Raw genomic sequence first — 21,002 nt, 5'->3', positions numbered from 1 at the left:
GGTCGCCCCCTCCGAAACACTGCGGGCCGCGCTCAACTGGGCTACCGCAACTCGATCCCTGCACTGGCCGAACAGCGCGAGCGATTCCGCCACGAGCGACGGGGCGGCGAACGCCGCCGGCACGCGGCGCGGGCGCCAAGGACAAGCTCTCCGAAGCCGATCGGATCCTGGCCACCGTGCTCTACCTGCGCAAAATCGGTACCCACGGCCTGCTCGCCCAGCTCTTCGGCGTCACCGGAAGCACCCTCACCCGCGCTATCCAGGAAGTGCAGCCCCTCCTCGCCGAGTCTGGCCCCGCGGTCCCGCCGTCAACAGCCAGATTCCGCACACCCGCAGACGTCGCTGCCCGCCTCGACAGGTACGGCAATCAGCAGCCAAGGAAGATCAAACCAGCATGTTAATTCTCTGCGCGCCCTTAGATAGCGGTTGGTGCCGGAAGACGCAATCCCGTGCGGAGTGTGTACTCCCCACACCCGCTCGGCCCTCAACGCCCAGGCCGGCCACATGCGGCCACGTTCAGGCCGTACCCGAGAGGGATGAACATCAGGCGGGCGGTGAGCTCCACCATCGTGAGCCCCGGAAGGATCAGGCCACCGGGGCGTAGTCGTTCACGCGTCGGTCCTCTGCTCCGGCGCCGGCACACCGGTGGTGTCCTCCTCCGGCATGGTCGTCGGCGCGGTCTCGGCACTGGCGCGGCGGACGCGCCTCTTCTCGTGGACCACGGCTCCGATGACGCCGAAGCCGGTGGCGGCGGCGCCGATGATGACGCCCTCCGTTCGGCCCTTCCATCGGCCGAGAGCGACGCCCTCCGCAAAGCCCTCCAGCCGGCCGCGGGCGACGCCCTGTGCTACGCCCTGCAACCGGTAGAAGGCGCGTAGAGCGGCGGGGCCACCACGGCGTCCGGCTTCCTTCGTGAGTTCCGTGTAAACGCTGGTCATGCTCTGCCTCGCTATGTGTCGCTCGTTCTAGGGACAGGCCGATGGTCGCAGAAACGTCCCCGGCGGGTGGGGCAGTTCGGGAACATCTGGGCTGACGTTGCGTCGGCGTACGCGCTGGCCCACCCCCTCCCGTATGACCTGGCCGCCTTCCGTCCACCCGGTGCGGTGGCCCGCGGCCATGACCCTTCGCCCCACTGCCCACCGGCCGGACAGTTCCACGTCATCCACCGGCGCACAGGGCAGAACGTGAGGTCAGCTGGCAGGTTGCCATGGACGTAGCAAGAAAAACGGGACAGCCAATCCCATCGGGAACGTCTGTGTGATCACGGGTAACCTGTCCTCGCACAACAGCGTGTTCACCCGCACCTGGCTAGAGGACTACCCCCGAATCCGGCACGTCTTCATCCCCGTCGGCGCCTGCTGGCTCAACCTTCACGAGAGCTGATGGCGCATCTTCCGTAAAGCCGCCCTCGCCGGGCAATCCTTCGCCGGGCCACCCGAGATCGAGCACGCCACCCGCCTGGCAACATCGCAGCTCAACACCCGAGCCTGGCCCTGGGTATGGGAACGACCCACACCACCAACCCGCGTCCTACGACGACGATATGTGTACACCGTTTGAGGAATCCAGCACTAGGTGGTGAGGTCCCAAACCGTCGCTGTGAGCCTCATGGTGTGCCCACCCGGTGCGGCCGACACGACACGCACGAACGCAATACGCCCCTCGGTGGTCTGAACACAGAACTGCGCATCCTGAGGCGGGTCCTGCAGCATGGGGTCGCCGTTGCTCCGCAACGCCTTCGCGCACTGCGCCTCGGTTGGATCAGCATCACTTCCCGAAATCGGCGCAATGAGCGCCGCGAGCCGGGGGCCACCATGAAAGTTGGTAGAACCAGCCGTTCCGCTTCCGTCAGTGACGGCCGACAAGTCAGCGCCCTTGAGGTCATTCGCAACAAGCGGCTTGCGCGTGTCGAAGTCGATATCAACCCCGTAGGCGCTGGTCCGGAACTGAATGTCGTGTGGACCGAACATGGCGCGGGAAGCCGTGTTCTCCGGGCTGGCCGGATCTGCTGATGCGGCTGGCTTGGCTTGATCATGTGTGGCAGACGGTGCCCCCGCGACGTTGGGTGGCTTCGAGTCGTCAGCAGAGCTGTGTCGGTTGTTGACGAACACCGTGGCTGCGATGCCAACGACGGGCACGACGATGCCTACAACCCACCAGGCCCAGCGCGGCTGACCCGGCGCAGACGTGCCCGGATCCGCTGCCGACGGATTGCTGCCGCTGCTGTTCGTCACAACTTCCCCACCACTTCACTGGCATCCCGGCCGTTCCCACTATGACGGACTCCGTAGCCCGGTGATCAGTTCCCAGCTGTGCCACGGAGTCGAAGGTCGCACTCGGGCGGCGGAGGCGGGGGCGACTGGATCTTTGAGATTCGACTACTGGTCCACGGCTGGGCCGGGATGATGTCACCTAAGGGTCGTGTGGTGGCGCAAGGTGTTGAACTTGTTGCTGAGCGTGCTTGTCGTGCTGGGTGGTCTGGAGAGCAACAGTGCCTTCAGACCACCCACTTGAAGGTCTAGAAGAAGCCAAGCTTCTGAGGGCTGTAAGAACAAAGAATGTTCTTCGTCTGCTGGTGGTACAGCATTCATGGCGTTGTGACCAGGGGGAATGAAGATCGTACTCACTCTGACGGGGGTCTTGGCCCGTGTATGGTCCGGATCTTGGTCTTGATGGGTTGGGCGGGCGTAACTCGCGGAGAAGTGCTGCACTTCAGGCGCTCATGGGAGAGCGAAGGCCAGCTCGCGGTTGTGGCGAGCCCGGATTGGCGGCGTGGCGGTCGCCTGGGGGCGAGGGGATCGCAATCGCCGTCCTTGGGCGCGGGCAGTGATCCGTGCGGGTTCCGCGCGAGTGTGGGTGAGTCGAACGGCAGTGTGGCGTCGTGCCTGGGTAAGGGCGACGTACAGGGAACGATGCTCTTCGCCTTCGAGGACGAGGCTGCTGTACATCGGGTGTGGGGAGCAGATGGCTGCGCCTGCCTGGCATGCAGGCCGAGATGGGAGCATTCCCGCGGGTGCGGGGATGCTCCCGCGCAGAAGGCCCGCCGGACTGCCAGGCTCGGCTGCTCCTCGCGCCCGCGGGGATGGCCCCCGAAACGGCGTTCAGGATGAGTCTGGGGCTGTGCGTTCTCTACAGCGTGGTCATGGTCCTGAGGCGGAGGGGTTGAGGTAATGGCGAGATATACGGTGGCTCTGCACGGTCACGCGGCGCTGCGCGTCGAGGCGGAAGCGGAGTCCGTGCAGGAGGCCAACCGCCTGGCGGTCGCGAAGGCGCCGAAGGTGAAGTATGTGCAGAGCCGGACGCCGGTGACGACGAGCAGGCTGGAGGGGCCGAAGTGAGCGAGATCAGGCGCGACGAGTGGGTTGGGATGACCAAGTCGGCCAGGAGATACGAGCCGTTCTGGGAGAGCGTCCGGGAGGCGGAGGCGCAGGGGCGTCCGGTGATGCACGTCGTTAAGGTCGGCAAGTTCATCATGCAGGCGTCCACGGACATCGAGCTGGCCAAGCTGTTCGCGGAACACCAGGTCTTCGACCAGGATGAGGTCGGCGAGTTCGACTGGGTGCCGGACGAGTTCGAGGTGCTGCATCTTCGGTTCAAGAACACGCGGACCGGGGAGTGGGAGTCCACCATCCAGTCCATCTCGACGGTGCCGGCGCTGCCGGAGGCGCCGAAGTGAGTGAGCCGCAGGTCGATTGCGTGCGCTGGAGAGCGGCCTGCTGCGGCGGGCTCTTTTAGAGGTATGTGATTCCGTGCTGCTTGGGGGTGACCGTGGCACGGCGGAAGCCGTGGGAGTCAGTGACGAGCTGTGGGCGGTGATCGAGCCGTTGCTGCCGAAGCATGAACGACGCCCCGGCGCAAGCCCCGCACCTTGTGCGGCCGAGACGAGCAAGGGCGATCTCGACCTCGCTGGTGAGCGGTGACGTCGGTCGGGGATCCTCTGGGAAATCCGCACCACTCTCGGCGCCCTCGGTGCAACCGGGGAGGCTCTATCGTCGCCCCGGACAGGCCACACCACCATCGTCGACATTCGCATCGACCTGGTGGAGTCACCACGTTGGGCTGTCCGGCGAAACTCGTGTCGCCGGACCGACGGGGACAAGCCGATCTACACAGCGCGTGGATCGGGACAGCGCCTGACAGGCCCTCGGCGGCGTCCACACCGCGGCGGTGAATCTGCAGCGGCCGTAGGGTGCCCGGCGGCCGTCCATGCCTCAGCCCTCGAGGAGATCACCCTGGGGGAGGATTCCCGGCATGTAGCCCCTGGCAGGGGACAGATCCCGCCAGTCGAGGTCCCCCTCCTCCACAGACGCCACTCGCCAGTCGTCCTCCTCGTTCATGCTACGGAATGCCTCGTGCAGGAAGTCGGGGAGCACCTCGCTGTCCCGACGGCCCGGGCGGCGCCGGTCCTCAGGAACCGTCCAGTCTGCCGCGAAAAGAGTGCCGTCGATGTAGAGCGTGCGCTTCTCGCGAGGCCGGTGGCGGGCGAGCAGGCCCAGGATGTCGTCGCGAAGGCCCGAGATTTCGTTGCGTCGAGCCGCCCGCTCCACACGCTGCAGCACCGGCGCCAAGACCCCGAGCGTCACGCCGAGCGCCGCGAAGCCAGCCACGACGTAGTCGCCCAGAATGAGTGGTTCCTGATGGGCGAAGGCGTCCAGGAACGGCGTGTAGTAGGCCAGCACATGTAGGTCCGGGTCGACGGGAAGGTCTACGGCGCGAGGGTCGGCTGTGTCCGGGTCGATCGCCGTCAGACGCATGGGGCTATGAGGGGAGGAGAAGTGCACCGCGCTCGCGTATGCGATCTTCGGCACTACGCCCTTGATGGTCTTGACTGTCCTCTTCTGTTCCTCCATGGCTTCGCGCAGCTTCTTCGTCAGCGGGCCTGAACGGCCCTTGGCTTCCGCGACGACATAACCGCCGACGGTCCGCTCTCCGAAGAAGTCCGCCCGGCTCGGGCCGGGGGCGAAGGTGAGGTTGTAGGCGGAGGCGTAGCGGGCGACGTGCATGAAGAACCGGACGGATAGCTGCCTCTCGGCGAAGATCTGGCACATGGCCTGCCCCAGGGTGTAGGACAGCATGCCCTTCTCGGAGGGGTCGAGTTCGCGGGCGAGGTCGGTACGTGTGATGCGACGGATCGGATCATCGCTCCAGCTGAGATAGGCGGGCAGTACCGCCACCCTGTGGCACCACTCGTACGCCGATGACCTCCCGTGCTTGGTTTGGTCGTACGGGGCTCTGCCCGTGATGAACAACGCGCGCGCCAAGTCTTGCGGCAGGACTGGCAGATCCTGCTCGACGGGGACTCCGGTACTGGCCGGGAAGAGCGTGGCATCGGTGCGCACGTGCGCGGGGCCATTGAAGAACATCGTCGCCGCTTTCCGGGTTCAGGGCCGTCATACACAGACCGTGAGGATCGTCGTACCGGCATCTCTCTATCACCCCGGTCCGCAGTCCGCCCCGGCATCAGCGGAGACGGAAGTGATCCCCCGGGAACTCTGGCTCGCCGCATGGCTCCGGCCACGCCAGGCGCCTGTGTCCGCGTGCCGCCCTGATGGCGACGGGCGCGTCGGACCGCGCCGGCCATCAGTCACCGAAGCGACCCACGACAGCCGCATGTTGCTGGAAAGTGAGCGTCGGCGTGGGCCACCACATCATCCGGATCTGTGAGCGACAAGGCGTCCCTGTCCTCGCCGACCGCGCCTATACCGGCGCCGGCCCCCCACGTCGCCGCCGGCCTCAAACGACCACCCGGGGGCGAACTCACCCGACGTTGCGCTACCGCGGTCCTCCAGCGAAGACAGCGGTGTCCGAGTCCCGATCCGGGAACCGGAGGCCAGTTGTAGGCTCCCGCCATGCCGATCTTTGAATACCGGGGCGAAGCCGCCAACTTGAAGGTGCTGGCACGGGAAATAGAGGCGGATCAGCACCTCGCCGGAAAGTGCTCCCTCGCCCTCACGCCCCTGCAGCAGAACAGGCGCGACTCCTTACGCCACGCCCACTGGGCGGAGATCTCCATCTCCGTCGCCGCCGGACTGGCCACGAACACCCTGTATGACGCCTTGAAGGCACTGGTCGAGCGGGCGCGTGACCGGGGGCCCGTGGAGGAGGCGCCTCCTCGACCGGAAGACGACGACCAGGGTGCGGACGGCTCGGAAGGGGTGAACCGGTGACCGTCCACTCTCCACGTCTACGGAACTCGAGCGGCGCCGAGTTGAATCTGCGCAGCCAGATCCTCTTCCAGGATCAGACCCGCACGCGCACCAGCGATCTTGTGACGGCGGTCGGCTCCTGGCACAAGACCTACGTCCACGAGAGCAGCCACTGGGCGCGATATCACGGATCCACTGTCGGCATTCTTCTGAGCCTGCTGCGGCGCACGAGGGACCAGTTGGCCGCGTATACGATCTCTCACCTGCCCCGGCAAGACGTTGAGCATCTCCACGAGGACCGGAGCAGCGGACTCCCCTTTTTCTCCTTCGAGCGCTACCCCAAGCACGCCCAAGGGGAACTGAAATACAGCGAATTGGATTGGCTCAACCTCTACTTCGCCTACTATCTCCTCTTGGACCCGGAGGGTCTGACGGAGTTCGACACCGCCACCTGGGACATGCGGGCGGCAATGGAGCACTCCCTCGAAGACATGTGGCGCCAGGGTGCGGGCACGGAGATGGTCGAGTGTCCCGATGACGTACGCGTCGGCATCGACGGGCCTCTGAAGCTCGTGCACACCTCCGAGGGCCCGCTCACCACTCGCGTCCTCTTCGAGTGCGCGGCGGTGCTCGACGAACTCTTCCAGTTCGAGGGCGCCTTCATACGGAAATCTGACCCGGCGCTGCGCGAGTTCTTGCTCGAGGTGCTGAACGGCGAGTATGGGATGCCGTGTCGCCTGGCACGTGCTCTCGCAGGGCGCACCCTCGGCGGAAGTACCGTCCTGGCCCTCATCGACTTCGCACTGAACCCTGTGGTGCCGGGCTTGAACTCCGACGACCCGTCCGTCGACTGGAAAGAGCTCTACCCTCCCTACCGGTTCGTGACGGCAGCCAAGGCGATGACGAGCTGGGAGACGGACCTGGAGTTCCAGTATCCGAGCCACGAGGCGACGGTCCACTTCCAGCACATGCTGGCCAAGCGCAGTGGGCTCCGGATGGGAAGCGTGGCTTCCCGTCTGTCCGACCTCTCGACCCTCCGGGAAGCCGCCACGACCCCCATGCACCTGTCCGCGCGTACGCCTGCCGTGTCCCTCATGTGCGCTTCACGTCTGCTTGCCCTGCGGGAAAGAGACGTCTGTTCAATCTCGCACTACGGCGTCAATTTCCTGGGCGAGAGAGCGACCCGGCTCATCAAGCCCGACCGGGACATGCAGTGGCTGTTCCCGGTGTTCCAGGTGAGTCAGGGTGAGTACCGGTGGCCGGCGGAGCACGTGGGCCTCGATGAGGCGACGGACCTACTGATAGGTGCCGCCGTGGCGTCGGCGTACGACGACATCCTGCACGGCGTCGGCCCTCTCGCTCACGACCACCTTCCCCGCAGCCTCTTCGACGACGTCGGACAGGTCGAAGCGCTGAACCAGGTCCTCAAGGACTCGACGGGACTGGACATGGGCTGGCATCGGACCTGATGCGGACCCATTCACCGCTCCTGGCGCAACGCCTTCGCTGAGCACCGGTCAGGCTGTGCGCCTCGTACATGGCCATCCCTCACCCGGTCCGTCGGCATATGAGGTGGTGGCCGCACGGGTGCCGTATGTCGAACATTCGGGAGTGAATTCAGATCGATAGGCGACCGAAACTGAATCAAATGCGACCGCTGTGCATTTAGAGAATTATGGTGACAAGATGCGGCTCCAGATCCTGAGGGGGTGACGGCATCTCATGGGGCTTGTGGCTTCCCCTGCTGTGTGTTCCCGCCGGGCGTCCCAGGGTGTGTACGAGCGCAGCAAGGAGCCGCGATGACCCAGCCCAGTGATCCGCGTGCCATCCCAGGCCCGCGAGACGGCTCCGCCGAACCACACGGGACCGTAGTCCCGGTGCCGCCCCGGCTCACCAAGGCGGTCATCCGCAACTTCCGGCTGCTCCGCAGAACCGAGCTTTCCTTCACGGACAAGGTGACACTGTGCGTCGGCCGCAACAACACGGGAAAGACCTCGCTGGCAAAACTGTTCGAATTCTTCGTGGCGAGGAAGAAGGCCGCGCTGCGCATCGAGGACTTCTCCGCCGACTGCTACGAGGAGTTCCTCGCCGCCCATCGCCTCTTCGCCTCGGGTGAGGCGGAGCAGGCGCGCGACACGGTTCCGGCAATCACCCTCACCCTCCACATCTCCTACGACAAGGACTGCGGCCAGTACGGACCCCTGGCCCCCTTCGTGGTGGACCTTGACCCCGACTGCTCCGAGGTGGTGATCAGGTTCGCCTTCGCGTTGGGGGACGGTGCCCTGAAGGAGTTCTTCGGCGGCGTGCCGGCGGGGCCGGATGCCACGGCCACGCTTGAGCAGCTGGGCAGAGGTATCCCGAAGCACTTCGAGATGTCGGTGATGGCGGTCGACCCGACCGATGAGGCGAACGTCCGACCGGTCGACCTCGCGGATGTGCGCACCCTGGTGAGGGTGGACTTCGTCGAGGCGCAGCGAGGGCTGGACGACGAGAGCGACGGGCATGCCGCACCAATCGGAGCGGTCTTCGAGCAACTGCTGACCGCGGCGGAGAAGAGTCAGAACGCGACGTGGCTGGAGGAGCTCGCCGCGAACATCGACAGGACACTCGTGGACACCTCCGGCAGTCTCGACTGCAGCCTCCAGAAGGTCCGCGAACGGGTGGCGCCGACGTTGAAGGCATTCGGCTATCCAGGTCTGGCCAACCAGGAGTTCGTCACGGCCGCCCGGCTGGACTCCAAGAGGCTGCTCAGGAACTTCGCGCGCATTCACTATCCGGGAGTGGCCGGTGTGCGGTTCCCGGAGTCGTACAACGGCCTCGGTACGCGGAACTTGGTGATGATTCTGCTCAGGCTCTTCACCTGCTACCGCGATCACACGGCGACCTCTCCGGAGTCGGGGATCCATCTCGTCTTCCTGGAGGAACCGGAGGCCCATCTGCATCCGCAGATGCAGGAGGCGTTCATCCAGCGACTCACGTACTCCGTCAATCTGTTCCCTCGGATCGACGCGCAGATGAGAGCGACGATGCCCGGGCAAAAGGGAGCGGTCGAGGAGAGCAGCACCGCAATCGACAGCAGCCCCCGGTGGAACGCTCAGTTCGTGGTGACCACCCACTCGGCACACGTGGCCAACCGGGGACACTTCTCCGACATCCGGTACTTCCGGAAGGAGGAGGACACCGTGGAGAGCGGAAGCGAGCCGGGGCCGGCTCGCACCGTCATCAAGGACCTGTCCCAGGTGACCGGCGACGAGAGGTTCCTCCGCAAGTACCTGACCCTCACCCGGGCCGACCTCTACTTCGCGGACAAGGCCATCCTCGTCGAGGGCGCCAGCGAGCGTATCTTCGTCCCGGCTGCGGAGGAGAAGCTGGCGGCGAGGAGGCCCGAAGAGACGCCCCAGCACCAGTACGTGACCTTGATGGAGGTCGGCGGGGCGCATGCCCACAGGTTCTATCCGCTGCTGAAGGTCCTCGGGATCCCAGCCCTGATCATCACGGATCTTGATCCCGTCGACGACAGTGAGCCCAAGATTCGCAAATGTCTGGTGTCCGAATCCGGACGCACGTCCAACCAGTCCATCAGGGCGTGGTCCCCCGAGATGTCCGACATCACGGTGGCCGAGCTGCTGCAGCGGGCCGAGACGGACCCGCCGATCGCCGGCGGCAGCATGTGCCTCGCCTACCAGGTGCCGGAGGAGCCCGGCGGTCCGTGCGGCCGCACTTTCGAGGACGCCTTCGCGCTGGCCAACCGGGCCCTGTTCGGTATTTCCACGGGTGCCGCTCCCGCCGAGGAACTGGAACAACAGGCCCGTAGCAGCGTAGAGACCAGGCACAGCAAGGTCGACTTCGCCCTCGACCATGTCCTCGGAGACCACGACTGGCAGGTCCCGAAGTACATCAGGCGCGGCCTCGAGTGGCTCATGGCACAGGACGGGACGGCGACGAAGGCGGACGTCCAGTGACGACGGAGGCGGAAGATGTCACGCACGCGATCCTGACGGCTCTCCAAGCGGGCCGTCACTTCAAGGTGGAGGCCGGTGCCGGTGCGGGCAAGACCAGCTCACTGATCGAGGCGCTCCAGAGCATCCTGGCTGACCGCCCCCGCTACCTCCCGCGGCCCCACCAGCGCATCGCCTGCGTCACCTACACCAATGTCGCCCGCGACGAGATCATCAGCCGTACCGACCGCAGCCCGTACGTGTTCGCCGAAACCATCCATGGTTTCCTGTGGCAGCTGCTCTCCCCTTTCGGCAAGCACCTGTTGCGCCACATCGTCGAGCTGGACCTCATGCTGTCGAAGATGGAGGGCCACACCTCACTGGACGGCTACACCGTCGAGTACAGCACCGGCTTCCAGAAGGTGGACCACGACAGCCGTCGGGTGCAGTTGGGTCACAACGATCTGCCCGTCCTCGCGAGGGCGTTTTTCGCCCTTCCCAAGTTCCGGGCTCTGGCTGCCGACCGGTTCCCGATCGTCTTCGTGGACGAGTACCAGGACACCCCCGCCGGTCTGGCGGAGGCCATGCTGGGCACGCCGGGCGATGAGGCCACTGCGCGCGGCCCCCTCTGCGGCTTCTTCGGGGACCATTGGCAGCAGATCTACGACAACGCGTGCGGGGCACTTGAGGACGCCCGCCCGACACCGGTCTTCAGACGGCGCAATCGGCGCTCGCAGCGCGCCGTCGTGAACCTCCTGAACACGATGCGTCCCGAATTGACGCAGACCATGGCGTCAGGAGTTGGCGAGGGCACCGTCGCCGTCTATCACACCAACGAATGGGCCGGGACGAGGCTCACCCACCACCGGAAGGGTCAGCTCGGCTGGGACGCGGCCCACGCGGCTCGGAAATGGGTACTGGACGACGTCCGCGACCGGTTATGGAGCACCGGGGCATCCGGTCACGATGCCCAGGGGCGGGCGGAGGAGCCCAGCACGAAGATCCTCATGCTCACGCACGAGACGATCGCCGGCGAACTGGGATATCAGAAGCTCCACGGGGCCTTTCGGCGTAACGATTCCTACGTGAGGAAGGAGGACCACGCCATGGCCTTCTTCATGGACACGCTGGAACCGGCCCTGCTCCACCACCGGAACAAGCGCTACGGCGCGATGTTCGACGCACTCGACCCCCGTGGCCGCCCACCCATCAACTCGTCGGCCGACAAGCAGGAATGGATGGCGTTCCTGACGAAACTGGGGGAGGCCCGCAAGACGGGCACGGTCGGCGACGTCCTCGACCTCTGTCTTGAGCAGCAGCTCTTCGACGGCCTGGGGAAGGTGCGCGAGCGTCACCGGAAGGCCGTGTCACTATCCGGCACCGACCCGCAGGCTGTGAGTGACGATAAGGCCGAAGCCCGGGCGGCGGCGCGGTCGAAGGAGTACCAACAACTGCGCCAGGTGCCGTACGCGGAGTTGCTGGCGTTGAGCGAGCACCTCGGCGGCGGCACGCCCTTCGCCACACAACACGGAGTCAAGGGACTGGAGTTCAACCGGGTTCTCGCCGTGGTCAGCAAGGGACACTCCCGCTTCCAGATCCCCGAGATGCTGGCTAACTTCTCCCGGCGCGACGAACTGATGGACAAGGAACTGGAGGCGTTTATCAGGGCACGCAACCTCTTCTACGTGGCATGCTCACGGGCCAGAGAGCATCTGGCCATCCTCTTCACCACGAAACTTGAGCCCGCTGCACTGGACACCCTTCGGGAGTGGGTCGGCGAGTCGCGGATCACGTTGCTGCGGTTCGACGGGGATACGGTGGTGGGTGGCGAATGAGGGACGATGCAGGCCGGACGGATCCCCGGGCCAACCCCAACAAGGGATGCCCTGGGTTGCTGGTCGCCCGGATGCGATCGCCTCATGACGACCTCGGGCAGCTCCCAGCCGCCAAAGATCAGGGAGGAAGTGGGCGAAGGTCGGAGCGCCCCGCAGTCGCTCAGCCGTGAGCCCGTGTATCTCGACCGGCCCCGGGCCGCATCCAGGGTTGAGCAGGGTCGAGAACTCTCCGGACCGTTCGCCTTCCGGGCTGATCGTCACCACCGCGACGGACAGCACTCGGGTCCCGGCCACCGGCGTCACGGTCCGCGACGACATGCGTCAGGAGGTCTTCCGCCCGCTCCCCATCCACCTCGGCGCGCTGGACGAGACCCTGAAGTGGGGCGGCGAAGCCGTCGAGGCGACCGATGCCCGCATCGACGTCGAGCTGACGGTTCAGGACGGCACGCTGCACCTCTGGCTCGGCCTCGACAGGGTGGACGTCCGGGCGGCTTGCGACGATTTCGCCCGCCTGCTGCACACCCTTCCGTACACCGACTGCCAGGTCGGTGACGACCATGTACTGCTGCGCCTGCACGGCGATCTCGAGACCGATCCCCTTTTCCCTTGGCCGCCGTAGGCATGGATGCCTACGCCTCCGGGCCGAAGGATCGGCGACGGCTCATTGAGCAAGTCACCGATGGGCCTGCGGAAGCACAGGCCAAGCAGCCGTATTCGTGAGCCCGTAACGCGAGCCGGGCCACGTTCTTCGCTCCGCTTCAGGCTGGCAAGGGCGTGACAGGAATGGCGCTGCAGAGCCCCCGCTGGCTCTTTCAGGAAACGGCTGCCCCTGGCTCACCGAAGGCCCGGCCGACGCCGGGACGGCGAAAAACTTGGTATGCGGAGCCGACGGGACCAGGTAACGTCTTGCTCATGTTCTTCCAGACGCCGATTTACGAGTGAGTGCGTGATGGGCCCCTGCTGACGTCCTTCGACGTCGCTGTGCCGTTCCCCACCGATGAATCCGTAGATCACTTCACAACATTCCGGGAGAACCCGTGAGCAAGAACATCAACAACCCCGTGGGCATGGGCGGCGGCCAGCGCAAGAAGCTGTCCCGCGCCGAACGGCAGAACAACGGTCCGCACCGCAACCTCGACCGCCAGGGTGCCGCCGACCAGAAGGCGGAGCTGGTGCGCAAGATGCGCGAAAAGGCCGGCACAGCCGAGGGTGCCGGGCAGACCGGCGACAACACCGCACAGAGCTGACGCACCGCCACCGCAGGGCGGCACCGCACGGGGCAGGGTCCGGACCGCGACACGTGGCCCGGGCCCTGCTGCCGTACCGAGCGCGACCTGCCCCGCTCAGGTTCCGGCCGAGCATCCGCGTCTCAGCTGGCCAACCGGGGCAGCCGCAGATTCAGCAGCCTCGTCACCGCCACCACCCCGAGCTGCACCAGCAGCGTCACCACCAGCGCGTTCCCCGTGCACAGCCCGGGCGACACCGCCTCGCTGAGTTGGCCAGCGTCGACGCGCGCCAGGGGGCTCTTCGAGTCTGAGTCGGGTGCAGTAAGCCGTGGAGAGAGGTTCGAGTGCCTCCGGCGGCAGGCCCGTGGGCGGATGGTCGAATCGGGTTCAGTGTATGAATTTCACCATGTCGCTGACCTGCGAAATCGCATCCCAAAGTTCGAGTAGCCGATACGCCGAGTTGGTGCAGCCCGGTGCCGCTCATTCGCTTTCGTCGTTGGTGACGATCTCGAAAGTCGTCTTGGCACAGGCATCGCCACGCCTGATCGTCAGCGGAGCGCTGGATGCGGTCGGGCCTGACTGTCAGTGGTGCCGCATACCCTGAATGAGCACCTCGGCCGGCTACTTGCCGACGGGTCGTGTCCAGCAAGGAGGATGAGGCGATGGCTGATCGCAAGACGGTGACGCGCCAGACGTTCATCGGTGAGAAGGGCATCGCCCTGATCGAGCGACGCTGCCTGGAGATGGGCCACCTCTTCCATCCCCGGCGCGTCGATCACGGCATCGACGGACACATCGATCTGGTCGACCCCGACAGCCGCGCCGTGCTGAACCTGACCCTGCTGGTCCAGAGCAAGGCGCAGGACCGGCGTTTCTCTGGCGAGACGGACGACGGCTTCCACTATCTCTGCGACCAGCGCGATCTTGATCACTGGCTGTCCGGTAACTCGCCGGTCATCCTGGTCTTTTCCCACCCCGAGAGTCATGAGGCGTGGTGGGTGGAGGTCAAGGCGGCGTTCCCGGACGCGGTCAGCCGTGCTGCCCGCCGCGTGGACATCGACAAGCACACCCAGCGCTTCGACCGGGACGCCGCCCAGGCACTGCTGCGCTTGGCGATGCCGCGGACGACGGGCCTGTACCTGCGGCCCGCGTCGATCACCGAAGTGCTGACCACGAACCTGCTGCCCGTCATCGAGATGCCGCCGACCGTGCATCTGGCCCCGACGACCTTCACTGACTACCGCGCGGCCGGTGGCGCACTGGAGACGCAGGGCCGGCGTGAGTCCGGCTGGATCCTGCGGGACAACCTGGTCCTGTCGTTCCACGACCTGCGGGACTCGCCTTTGCGGGTGCTCTGCGACGGAGATCCCGAGCGGCACGAGACCAGAGAGTGGGCGGACAGCGACGACCTCGACACCCAGCACCGCTTCGCTGACCTGCTCTCCCGGACCGTTCAGGGCTCCTATCCGGAACTGCGGTGGCACAAGGACCGCAAGCACATGCACTTTCGCGCGACCTCGCACCTGGGGCCTCGCAAGGCGGGCAAGGGACCCGGATCACGCGGCCGGACCGTGTTCGGTCCGCACACCTCGAAGTCCGACCCACAGCGCGTCGGCTACTACCACCACGCTGCACTGCGCATGAGATTCCGGCGCCTGGACGGTGTCTGGTACTGCCAGCTGGAACCGGACTACTGCTTCACCACCGACGGGTACACCGAATACCCTTTCGCCGACCGGCTCCTGGCGGGGATCAAACGTCTCGACCGGCATCCGGCGGTCCGAGGCTGGACCCGCATGTGGGCCAACTACCTGCGCCAGGAGGCCGACTTGTTCACGGAAGCACGGCCCGTCCAGTTCGGCGAGCTGGCCACCATGACGGTCGAGCGCGGTATCGACGACCTGTTGTGGGGGCCGGCGCCGTCCGGGGCCACACCCGAGGACGACCAGGACCCGTCCGCCGGAGGGCAGGAAAGTCTGGACGCTGTACTGGCTGCCGCGGATGCGGACACCCAGGATCTCCTCAGCCTGCTCCAGGACGGCGAGAGCGACGAGGGTGCTCCTCGGCGAAGAAGCCCTGGAAGCAAAGCCAGGTCTGCAGGACTGCGGACGCCCCGTCAGGGACGGGCGAGCGGTGCGAGGCGAGGCCGGTGATCAGCTCGGTGATCCTTGACGAACCAGAACTGGAATTCGGGGGAGCGGCCCGGCACATCGATCCACGGTTCGGGATCACGAACTACGGTCCCGCTGATCTCGGCGTGGCCGACGCGCCCAGGGCGATCCGCGTCGGCCTTGTCGGTCCTGCGGACCAACTCGACGGGCTGCGCCAATGGCTAGAGCGCTGCCGGGAACCCATAGCGGCCAAGGACGAGAAGTACCCGCATCTCTTCCCGGAATTCCCCGGCTGCGACACCGACCGCGGTCTGCACACCACCCTTGTCTTCAGCGACCGCAACACGCGGGCGATCAGCAGCCGCGACCTGCGCGCCATCGAGACCGCCGGCCAGCCGGCAGCCCTGACCAAGGCCGTGAGCATTTACGCGGAAGAGATCAGGACCCTGGCTGACGAGAACCGTGTCGACGTCCTCCTGGTCGCCAGACCCGAGCAGCTCATCGACACCGCCAGCCGATCAGCCCGCGGCCCGAAGGAGGCCGACAAGCTTCCAGCCCGGGACACGCTCGACGAGCCGCCCCCGGCTCCGTTCGCCAACTTCCACGACCTGCTCAAAGCCCGGCTGCTGCACCTGCGCCAGCCCATCCAGATCATCCGACGCAGCACCTGGGAGGAAGCCACCCGGCCTCCCGAGGGCCACAGTCGCCAGGACGAGGCCAGCCGGGCCTGGAACCTGCACGTCGCCCTTTACTACAAGGCCGGTGGAGTCCCGTGGCGCCTCCTGCGCAGTCCCGCTGACCTCACGACCTGCTACGTCGGTGTCGCCTTCTACCGCAGCGACGACGGGAGCTCTCTGAGCACCTCCGTCGCGCAGGTATTCAACGAACGCGGGGACGGCGTGATCGTGCGCGGAGGGCCGGCGAGGATCAGCCGCACCGACCGCCAGCCCCACCTGGTCCGCGCCGACGCGCACGCCCTCCTGGTCCACGCCCTGGGCGCCTACCGGCGCGAGCACCACACCGCACCCGCGCGCATCGTGCTGCACAAGACCTCGGCCTTCACCGACGACGAGGCAGGCGGCTTCCAAGACGCCGCGGACGAACGGTTCATCGACACGCTGGAGATGAGCTGGATCACCAGCAGCGAAGGAGCCGCAGCCTTCCGTCCCGGAGACGCACCGCCCCTGCGCGGCACCCTCGTCACCCTCGGCGAACGCGAACTCGCGCTGTACGCCACCGGCAGCATCGAGTTCTACCGAACCTACCCCGGCATGTACATTCCGCGCCCGATCGGCATCAGGCCCGTGACCCCCACCCGCAACCCCCGCGAACTGGCAGCCGAAGTCCTCGCCCTGACCAAGATGAACTGGAACCAGACCCGCCTCGACGGCCGCCTGCCCGTCACCCTGCGCACGGCCAACCAGGTCAAATCCGTCCTGCGCTTCTGCCCGCCCGACCAGGCTGTCGCCACCCGCTACGCCCACTACATGTAGTCAGCCGACCGGGCGATTCGCTTTCCGCTGGCCGGGCTCACACGCTGATCCGTTCCGGCGCGTCGCACGCCCGTGGTGCGGGTGCGCGGCCGGTCCTGGCGGGCTGGTCGATCGCCGCTATGTGCTACTACCGGGCGGGCGACTCCTCCCGGTTGGTCTACCGGCCGCGCAAGCACCGCAAGCACTGCAAGCACCGGGGTGCAGTACGCAACAGCCTCGCTTGGACCGACTGTCGCGACTTGGTCCTGCGCCCCACATCCAGCTCAAAGCCCCTATCGTCCTAATCTGGGACGAGCTCAACACCCACTGGTCCGCCGGGATGCGCGAGTACGCGAACAAGCTCGACTGGTTCGCTATCGCCCAATTACCCTCTTGCGTACCGGATCTGAAACCGGTGGAGGTGTTTGGCCGCTGTTACGGCGCGGTCTGCTGGCCAACACCGCCTTCACCGACGACGACCATCCCGAACGCACCCTCCGCTGGGGTGTGCGTCATATTCAGCTCCGCCCAGACCTGAGCGGCGGGTGCCTTGCCGGCACTGGACTCAAGCTCACGCATCAGCCGACAACACTCCAAAGAGTTCAGTGACTCAGGCACCAGGGGACAAGTAACTCGCTGGTACTGGTCAGGGCCGTCACGCTCCGCCCATACGATCGACCCCACACGGACATTGAGGGGGATGCATGAACCCGATAGCGCGGAGCCCGTTTGGCCCTGCAGCGGAGCAGCGCTGCAACATCAAGGCCCATGCTGAGCTGGTGTTGCTCGACGAGAACGTTAAGAATTTGTCCAAGGCACTCGTGGAGGAATGCAGGAAGGAGACCGCGAAGTACCAGCACCTTGCTGAAATAGAAAGGGACGCGCGCCGCGAGGCCGAGATTAGGGCAAGGTCCTACGCCAAAGTGATCGACCAGCATGATGACCTCAAAGCGAAACTCGAATCGATGATCCCTGACTTGGTGCAGGAAGTGCAGTACCTGCCGAAAGAACCCGAGGTCGCTGAGTTGGAAGCTCAGCTCAGGGCGGCGGAGAAGGAGCGGGACGGCCTCACTGAGCTGCTCAGAGCTGCAGAGGAGGAGCGAGACGCAGCCCTACGCGCCCGTGACACTGCCATCGCACGCCTGCGACCCCGGCAGGCGGACGGCATTGTGGTGGGAGACGCGGAGGCCCTCCAGCTGAGGTTGGATGCACCCACCCTTTGCGGCGTCCTCGAACAAGCGAAGCGCTACTGCACGCTGCTCGTGATCACCGCTGACCCTGACGAGGCCGAGCGGCTGGAGCACCATCAAAAGGCGTCGCTCTGGAGGGATCGCCTTGCAGACGCCCTCGCGATGATCCAGGCGTACGCCGAAGATAAGAATCTGACCAGGGCGCGCGGCCGCGGGGCGGCCCCTGACTTCGCCAATCTGAGGGCGTACTGCGGCAGCCGCCCATCGCCGTTGCTCTCGCCAGTCAAGGTGATTCTGAACGAGGGGAAGTTCGCCAGCAGCAGCCCTCGCGGCAAGGCTGACAGGAGACTCCCGGTCCCCGAGGGTATTGACCCGTCGGGATACGCGGCAATGCTGGAACACATTCGCATCGGCGACGGAGCGCCACCTGCGCCCCGCTTGCACTACCTCGATGACACGGATCAAAGCGGCCTGATCGTCGTGGGATTCTTCGGTGAACACCTGCACAACGCCAGCACCAACTAACAGGGGCGACCAGAAAAACAGGCCCCGAACTCCCCCAGGGCGATTGCAAAGTCGCGGTGATCTCGTGAGTGTGCAGGTCACGGCGGTGTGACGATGCCGGGAGGGTGCGCGACCGGACGCAACGAAGCTCCGTTGCGGAGGTGACCTTGCCAAGTCGCCTGCGCCCAACGGAGCTTCGATGTGCCGTCAGTCTGCCACCGTCTGTCTGGTCAAGTCGCCCACCCGTCAGCACTGTGCGACGGGTCCGCTGGCCGAGCGGCTGGCCACGCTGGCCGATCCGCGGTGCCGGCGCGGGAAGCGTCACCCCTTCGTGGCAGTACTGCTGATCGTCTGCTCCGCTGTGGTGACCGGGGCGAGTAGCTTCGCGGCGATCGATGAGTGGGCCACCGACGCCCCGCAGGACGTTCTGGCCCGGCTCGGCGCCCGCACCGCGACCGCTCTGGCCGTCCGGGTCCCACCCAGTGGCGCGACGATCCGCCGGGTCATCAAGGACACCTGCCCCGGCGGTCTGGCCGACCTCCTCGGCCACGACCCGGCCGGCGCGGACACCCTCGCCGTGGACGGCAAGAGCGCCCGCGGCTCGCGCCTCGGCGCCACCCAGGCCGCCCACCTGCTGGCCGCGATGACCGGCACCGGAATGACCGTCACCCAGCTCCGAGTCCCGGAGAAGACGAACGAGATCACGTGCTTCGCCGCTCTCCTGGACCCCTATGACCTGCAAGGAGTCACCGTGACCGGCGATGCTCTCCACACCCAGCGCGACCACGCCCGCTTCCTCGTCGAGGCGAAGAAAGCGCACTACGTCTTCACGGTGAAGCGGAACCAGAAGAACCTCTACGAGCAGTTGCGAACGCTGCCCTGGGGCGAGGCGACGGCGAAGTTCTACGACCGAACCACCGGCCACGGCCGCAAGGAAACCCGGGTCGTGCAGGCCCTGACCGTCACCGACCTCGGCGTCGACTTCCCCCACGCCGCCCAGGTCGCCAAGGTCGTACGCCACCGCACCGACGCCAAGACCGGTAAGCAGAGCCGCGAGACCGTCTACGTCATCACCGACCTGACCAGCCGCCAGGCATCCCCGGAACGCATCGCGAAGATCCTGAGGGCGCACTGGGTGATCGAGAACAGGCTCCACTTCGTCCGGGACACCGCCTTTCGCGAGGACGCCTCGAAGATCCGCACCGGGCACGGCCCGGAGAACATGGCCACCCTGCGCAGTTTCGCCATCAACCAGCTCCGCAACGCCGGCCACACCAACATCGCCGCCGGACTCCGCACGACAGCCCTCCGCCCCTACGAGCGGCCACTGGCACTCCTCGGACTCAACTGACCTGCGCCAACACACGATCAACGGACTTTGCAATCGCCCTGCGAACTCCCCTGGACGGTCTCCTCCCGGGCGTCGTAGAGCTGCTGGGCGAGCTTGGCCTGGTGGGGAGTGAGCTTGGGCTCGGGCTCCCGCACCGGCCGCGGGCCCTCGCGGAGGCGAGCCCGTCGTTGGTGTTCGCCACGATCAGCTCGCGCTGGGGTCTGGCGAGCACGGACAACATCCCGAAAATCGCCTGCCCTTCCATAGTGGAGATGACGATGCTGCCCTGCTCGATGACGTGCAGAACTCACCAGCCCGCTGGCTGGGCTGGACCCGCGATCGACAATCGACCACGCGCGCGGAAGCTGGTGGACGTATGTGGGCGGCGCTGCCCGGCCGTGCTGGAAGGCCGGAGGCAGGACCAACGAGAGTGAGTTGGTGTCAGAGGCGTCGCCGATACTCGGATGGTTAATCAGGGTGAGAGGGTGTCGGCGTGAAGGAGCTACAGGACGGCATAACCCGCCTACTGCCTGACGTGGTCAAGGCGGAGATTGAACCAGAGAGCTGTCCGACCTGGTTGCGGCGGCCAGGGCGGACCGAGTGCGTCGGCATGTGGGAGACGGTCGCGGCCATCTACGGCGCACTCACTGGGCTGGTCCTGCCGGAGCAGGCCCCTTCTCGCGAACGGCGGAGCCTGGACGTCCTGCTGACCTACGAGAACGGGCAGCAGCAGATCCTGGAGGTTGACGAGAAGCAGCACTTCACCGCAGCCCGCGCTCTGACGCTGGAGCACTACCCGGCAGGCGTGAAGCTCGGCTTCGATGCTTCTCGATGGTTGGCCCGCTCGCAGGCTCTGACTGGGCGTGAACCCGGCGGCGGCTTCGGCAAGTCAAAGCCGCCGTTATTCCCTGGCGAGGGCGGGCGCCATCGGCAACGCGCCTTCAGGGACGCACTGGCGGATCTGCTGCCGCCCGTGCACGACTGGCTCCCGACCATCCGGATCAGTGATAGGGAGGTCACCGCCATCACCGCCGCACCGGATCCGGTCTCGTCGCTCAGAACACTGCTTGGTGAACGCGGGGTACCGGCTGCGTGTCTCGCCTCTGAGTGAGACGGCGCGGCGGCCCCCGCCGTTCATGGTAGAAGCGAAGCGCCCGGCCAGCTCATCTGCCGGCCGGGCGCACTGCTACCCCCTGTGGGACGACGAAGCCCGCCGGAAAACTCCGGCAGGGCGTCTGCGCACGCCGGGC

Annotated in this window: 16 protein-coding genes and 3 pseudogenes; 15 read left to right on the top strand and 4 right to left on the bottom strand. The window is 66.3% G+C overall.

The window, feature by feature from the left end; all coding sequences use genetic code 11:
* Positions 1–63 precede the first annotated feature (63 nt).
* Positions 64–401: pseudogene (locus QA802_RS04980) on the top strand (helix-turn-helix domain-containing protein); the annotation flags it as partial.
* 207 nt (positions 402–608) lie between these two features.
* On the opposite strand, the gene QA802_RS04975 reads toward QA802_RS04980, so the two are convergent.
* Positions 609–938: a hypothetical protein gene (locus QA802_RS04975; protein WP_329407410.1), complete on the bottom strand. Its 330-nt coding sequence runs from the start codon at positions 936–938 to the stop codon at positions 609–611.
* A 633-nt stretch (positions 939–1,571) separates the two neighbouring features.
* On the bottom strand, positions 1,572–2,234 hold the full coding sequence (locus QA802_RS04970; RefSeq protein WP_329407406.1) for a hypothetical protein: 663 nt from the start codon (positions 2,232–2,234) through the stop codon (positions 1,572–1,574).
* A gap of 936 nt (positions 2,235–3,170) precedes the next feature.
* On the opposite strand from QA802_RS04970, the gene QA802_RS04965 reads away from it, so the two are divergent.
* The gene (locus QA802_RS04965) at positions 3,171–3,338 is read left to right on the top strand and encodes a hypothetical protein (RefSeq protein WP_176740195.1); all 168 of its coding nucleotides are present in this window, start codon (positions 3,171–3,173) and stop codon (positions 3,336–3,338) included.
* Positions 3,335–3,676 carry a hypothetical protein gene (locus QA802_RS04960; protein ID WP_052845190.1) on the top strand — a complete coding sequence of 114 codons (342 nt, stop codon included), beginning with the start codon at positions 3,335–3,337 and terminating at the stop codon, positions 3,674–3,676. The genes QA802_RS04965 and QA802_RS04960 overlap by 4 nt, the downstream gene beginning before the upstream one ends.
* A 535-nt stretch (positions 3,677–4,211) precedes the next feature.
* Here QA802_RS04960 and QA802_RS04950 read toward each other — a convergent pair.
* Positions 4,212–5,339: a hypothetical protein gene (locus QA802_RS04950; RefSeq protein WP_334518358.1), complete on the bottom strand. Its 1,128-nt coding sequence runs from the start codon at positions 5,337–5,339 to the stop codon at positions 4,212–4,214.
* Between the two features lie 302 nt (positions 5,340–5,641).
* Between QA802_RS04950 and QA802_RS41440 the strand changes: the two are divergent.
* The 11 genes and pseudogenes from QA802_RS41440 to QA802_RS04890 form a co-directional block, all read left to right on the top strand.
* A pseudogene (locus QA802_RS41440) lies at positions 5,642–5,762 on the top strand (IS5/IS1182 family transposase); the annotation flags it as partial.
* A gap of 87 nt (positions 5,763–5,849) precedes the next feature.
* Complete coding sequence (locus QA802_RS04940) at positions 5,850–6,167, top strand: hypothetical protein (RefSeq protein ID WP_030944093.1); 318 nt, start codon at positions 5,850–5,852, stop codon at positions 6,165–6,167.
* Positions 6,164–7,615: a hypothetical protein gene (locus QA802_RS04935; RefSeq protein WP_329407401.1), complete on the top strand. Its 1,452-nt coding sequence runs from the start codon at positions 6,164–6,166 to the stop codon at positions 7,613–7,615. The genes QA802_RS04940 and QA802_RS04935 overlap by 4 nt, the downstream gene beginning before the upstream one ends.
* Positions 7,616–7,945: 330 nt before the next feature.
* Positions 7,946–10,108, top strand: coding sequence for an ATP-dependent nuclease (locus QA802_RS04930; protein ID WP_329407399.1), 2,163 nt, complete (start codon positions 7,946–7,948; stop codon positions 10,106–10,108).
* On the top strand, positions 10,105–11,919 hold the full coding sequence (locus QA802_RS04925; RefSeq protein ID WP_334518353.1) for a UvrD-helicase domain-containing protein: 1,815 nt from the start codon (positions 10,105–10,107) through the stop codon (positions 11,917–11,919). The genes QA802_RS04930 and QA802_RS04925 overlap by 4 nt, the downstream gene beginning before the upstream one ends.
* A gap of 208 nt (positions 11,920–12,127) precedes the next feature.
* Positions 12,128–12,538: a hypothetical protein gene (locus tag QA802_RS04920; RefSeq protein WP_329417642.1), complete on the top strand. Its 411-nt coding sequence runs from the start codon at positions 12,128–12,130 to the stop codon at positions 12,536–12,538.
* Between the two features lie 418 nt (positions 12,539–12,956).
* Positions 12,957–13,166, top strand: coding sequence for a DUF6243 family protein (locus tag QA802_RS04915; RefSeq protein ID WP_093896585.1), 210 nt, complete (start codon positions 12,957–12,959; stop codon positions 13,164–13,166).
* Between the two features lie 641 nt (positions 13,167–13,807).
* Positions 13,808–15,298 carry a DUF4365 domain-containing protein gene (locus tag QA802_RS04910; RefSeq protein ID WP_334518349.1) on the top strand — a complete coding sequence of 497 codons (1,491 nt, stop codon included), beginning with the start codon at positions 13,808–13,810 and terminating at the stop codon, positions 15,296–15,298.
* Positions 15,295–16,749 carry an argonaute/piwi family protein gene (locus QA802_RS04905; protein ID WP_329407393.1) on the top strand — a complete coding sequence of 485 codons (1,455 nt, stop codon included), beginning with the start codon at positions 15,295–15,297 and terminating at the stop codon, positions 16,747–16,749. The genes QA802_RS04910 and QA802_RS04905 overlap by 4 nt, the downstream gene beginning before the upstream one ends.
* Before the next feature lie 683 nt (positions 16,750–17,432).
* Positions 17,433–18,443, top strand: coding sequence for a hypothetical protein (locus QA802_RS04895; protein ID WP_334518347.1), 1,011 nt, complete (start codon positions 17,433–17,435; stop codon positions 18,441–18,443).
* Positions 18,444–18,621: 178 nt separating this feature from the next.
* A complete protein-coding gene (locus QA802_RS04890) occupies positions 18,622–19,773 on the top strand; it encodes an ISAs1 family transposase (RefSeq protein ID WP_334518345.1) in 1,152 nt (383 codons plus the stop codon).
* 193 nt (positions 19,774–19,966) lie between these two features.
* On the opposite strand, the pseudogene QA802_RS04885 reads toward QA802_RS04890, so the two are convergent.
* Positions 19,967–20,017, bottom strand: a pseudogene (locus QA802_RS04885) (hypothetical protein); the annotation flags it as partial.
* Positions 20,018–20,245: 228 nt separating this feature from the next.
* On the opposite strand from QA802_RS04885, the gene QA802_RS04880 reads away from it, so the two are divergent.
* Positions 20,246–20,863, top strand: a complete 618-nt coding sequence (locus QA802_RS04880; RefSeq protein ID WP_329407390.1) for a hypothetical protein — start codon at positions 20,246–20,248, stop codon at positions 20,861–20,863.
* Positions 20,864–21,002: the final 139 nt, after the last annotated feature.

The organism is Streptomyces sp. B21-105 (assembly GCF_036898465.1).
Taxonomy (GTDB): Bacteria; Actinomycetota; Actinomycetes; order Streptomycetales; family Streptomycetaceae; genus Streptomyces.
This window is presented reverse-complemented; position numbering and strand designations above follow the sequence as displayed.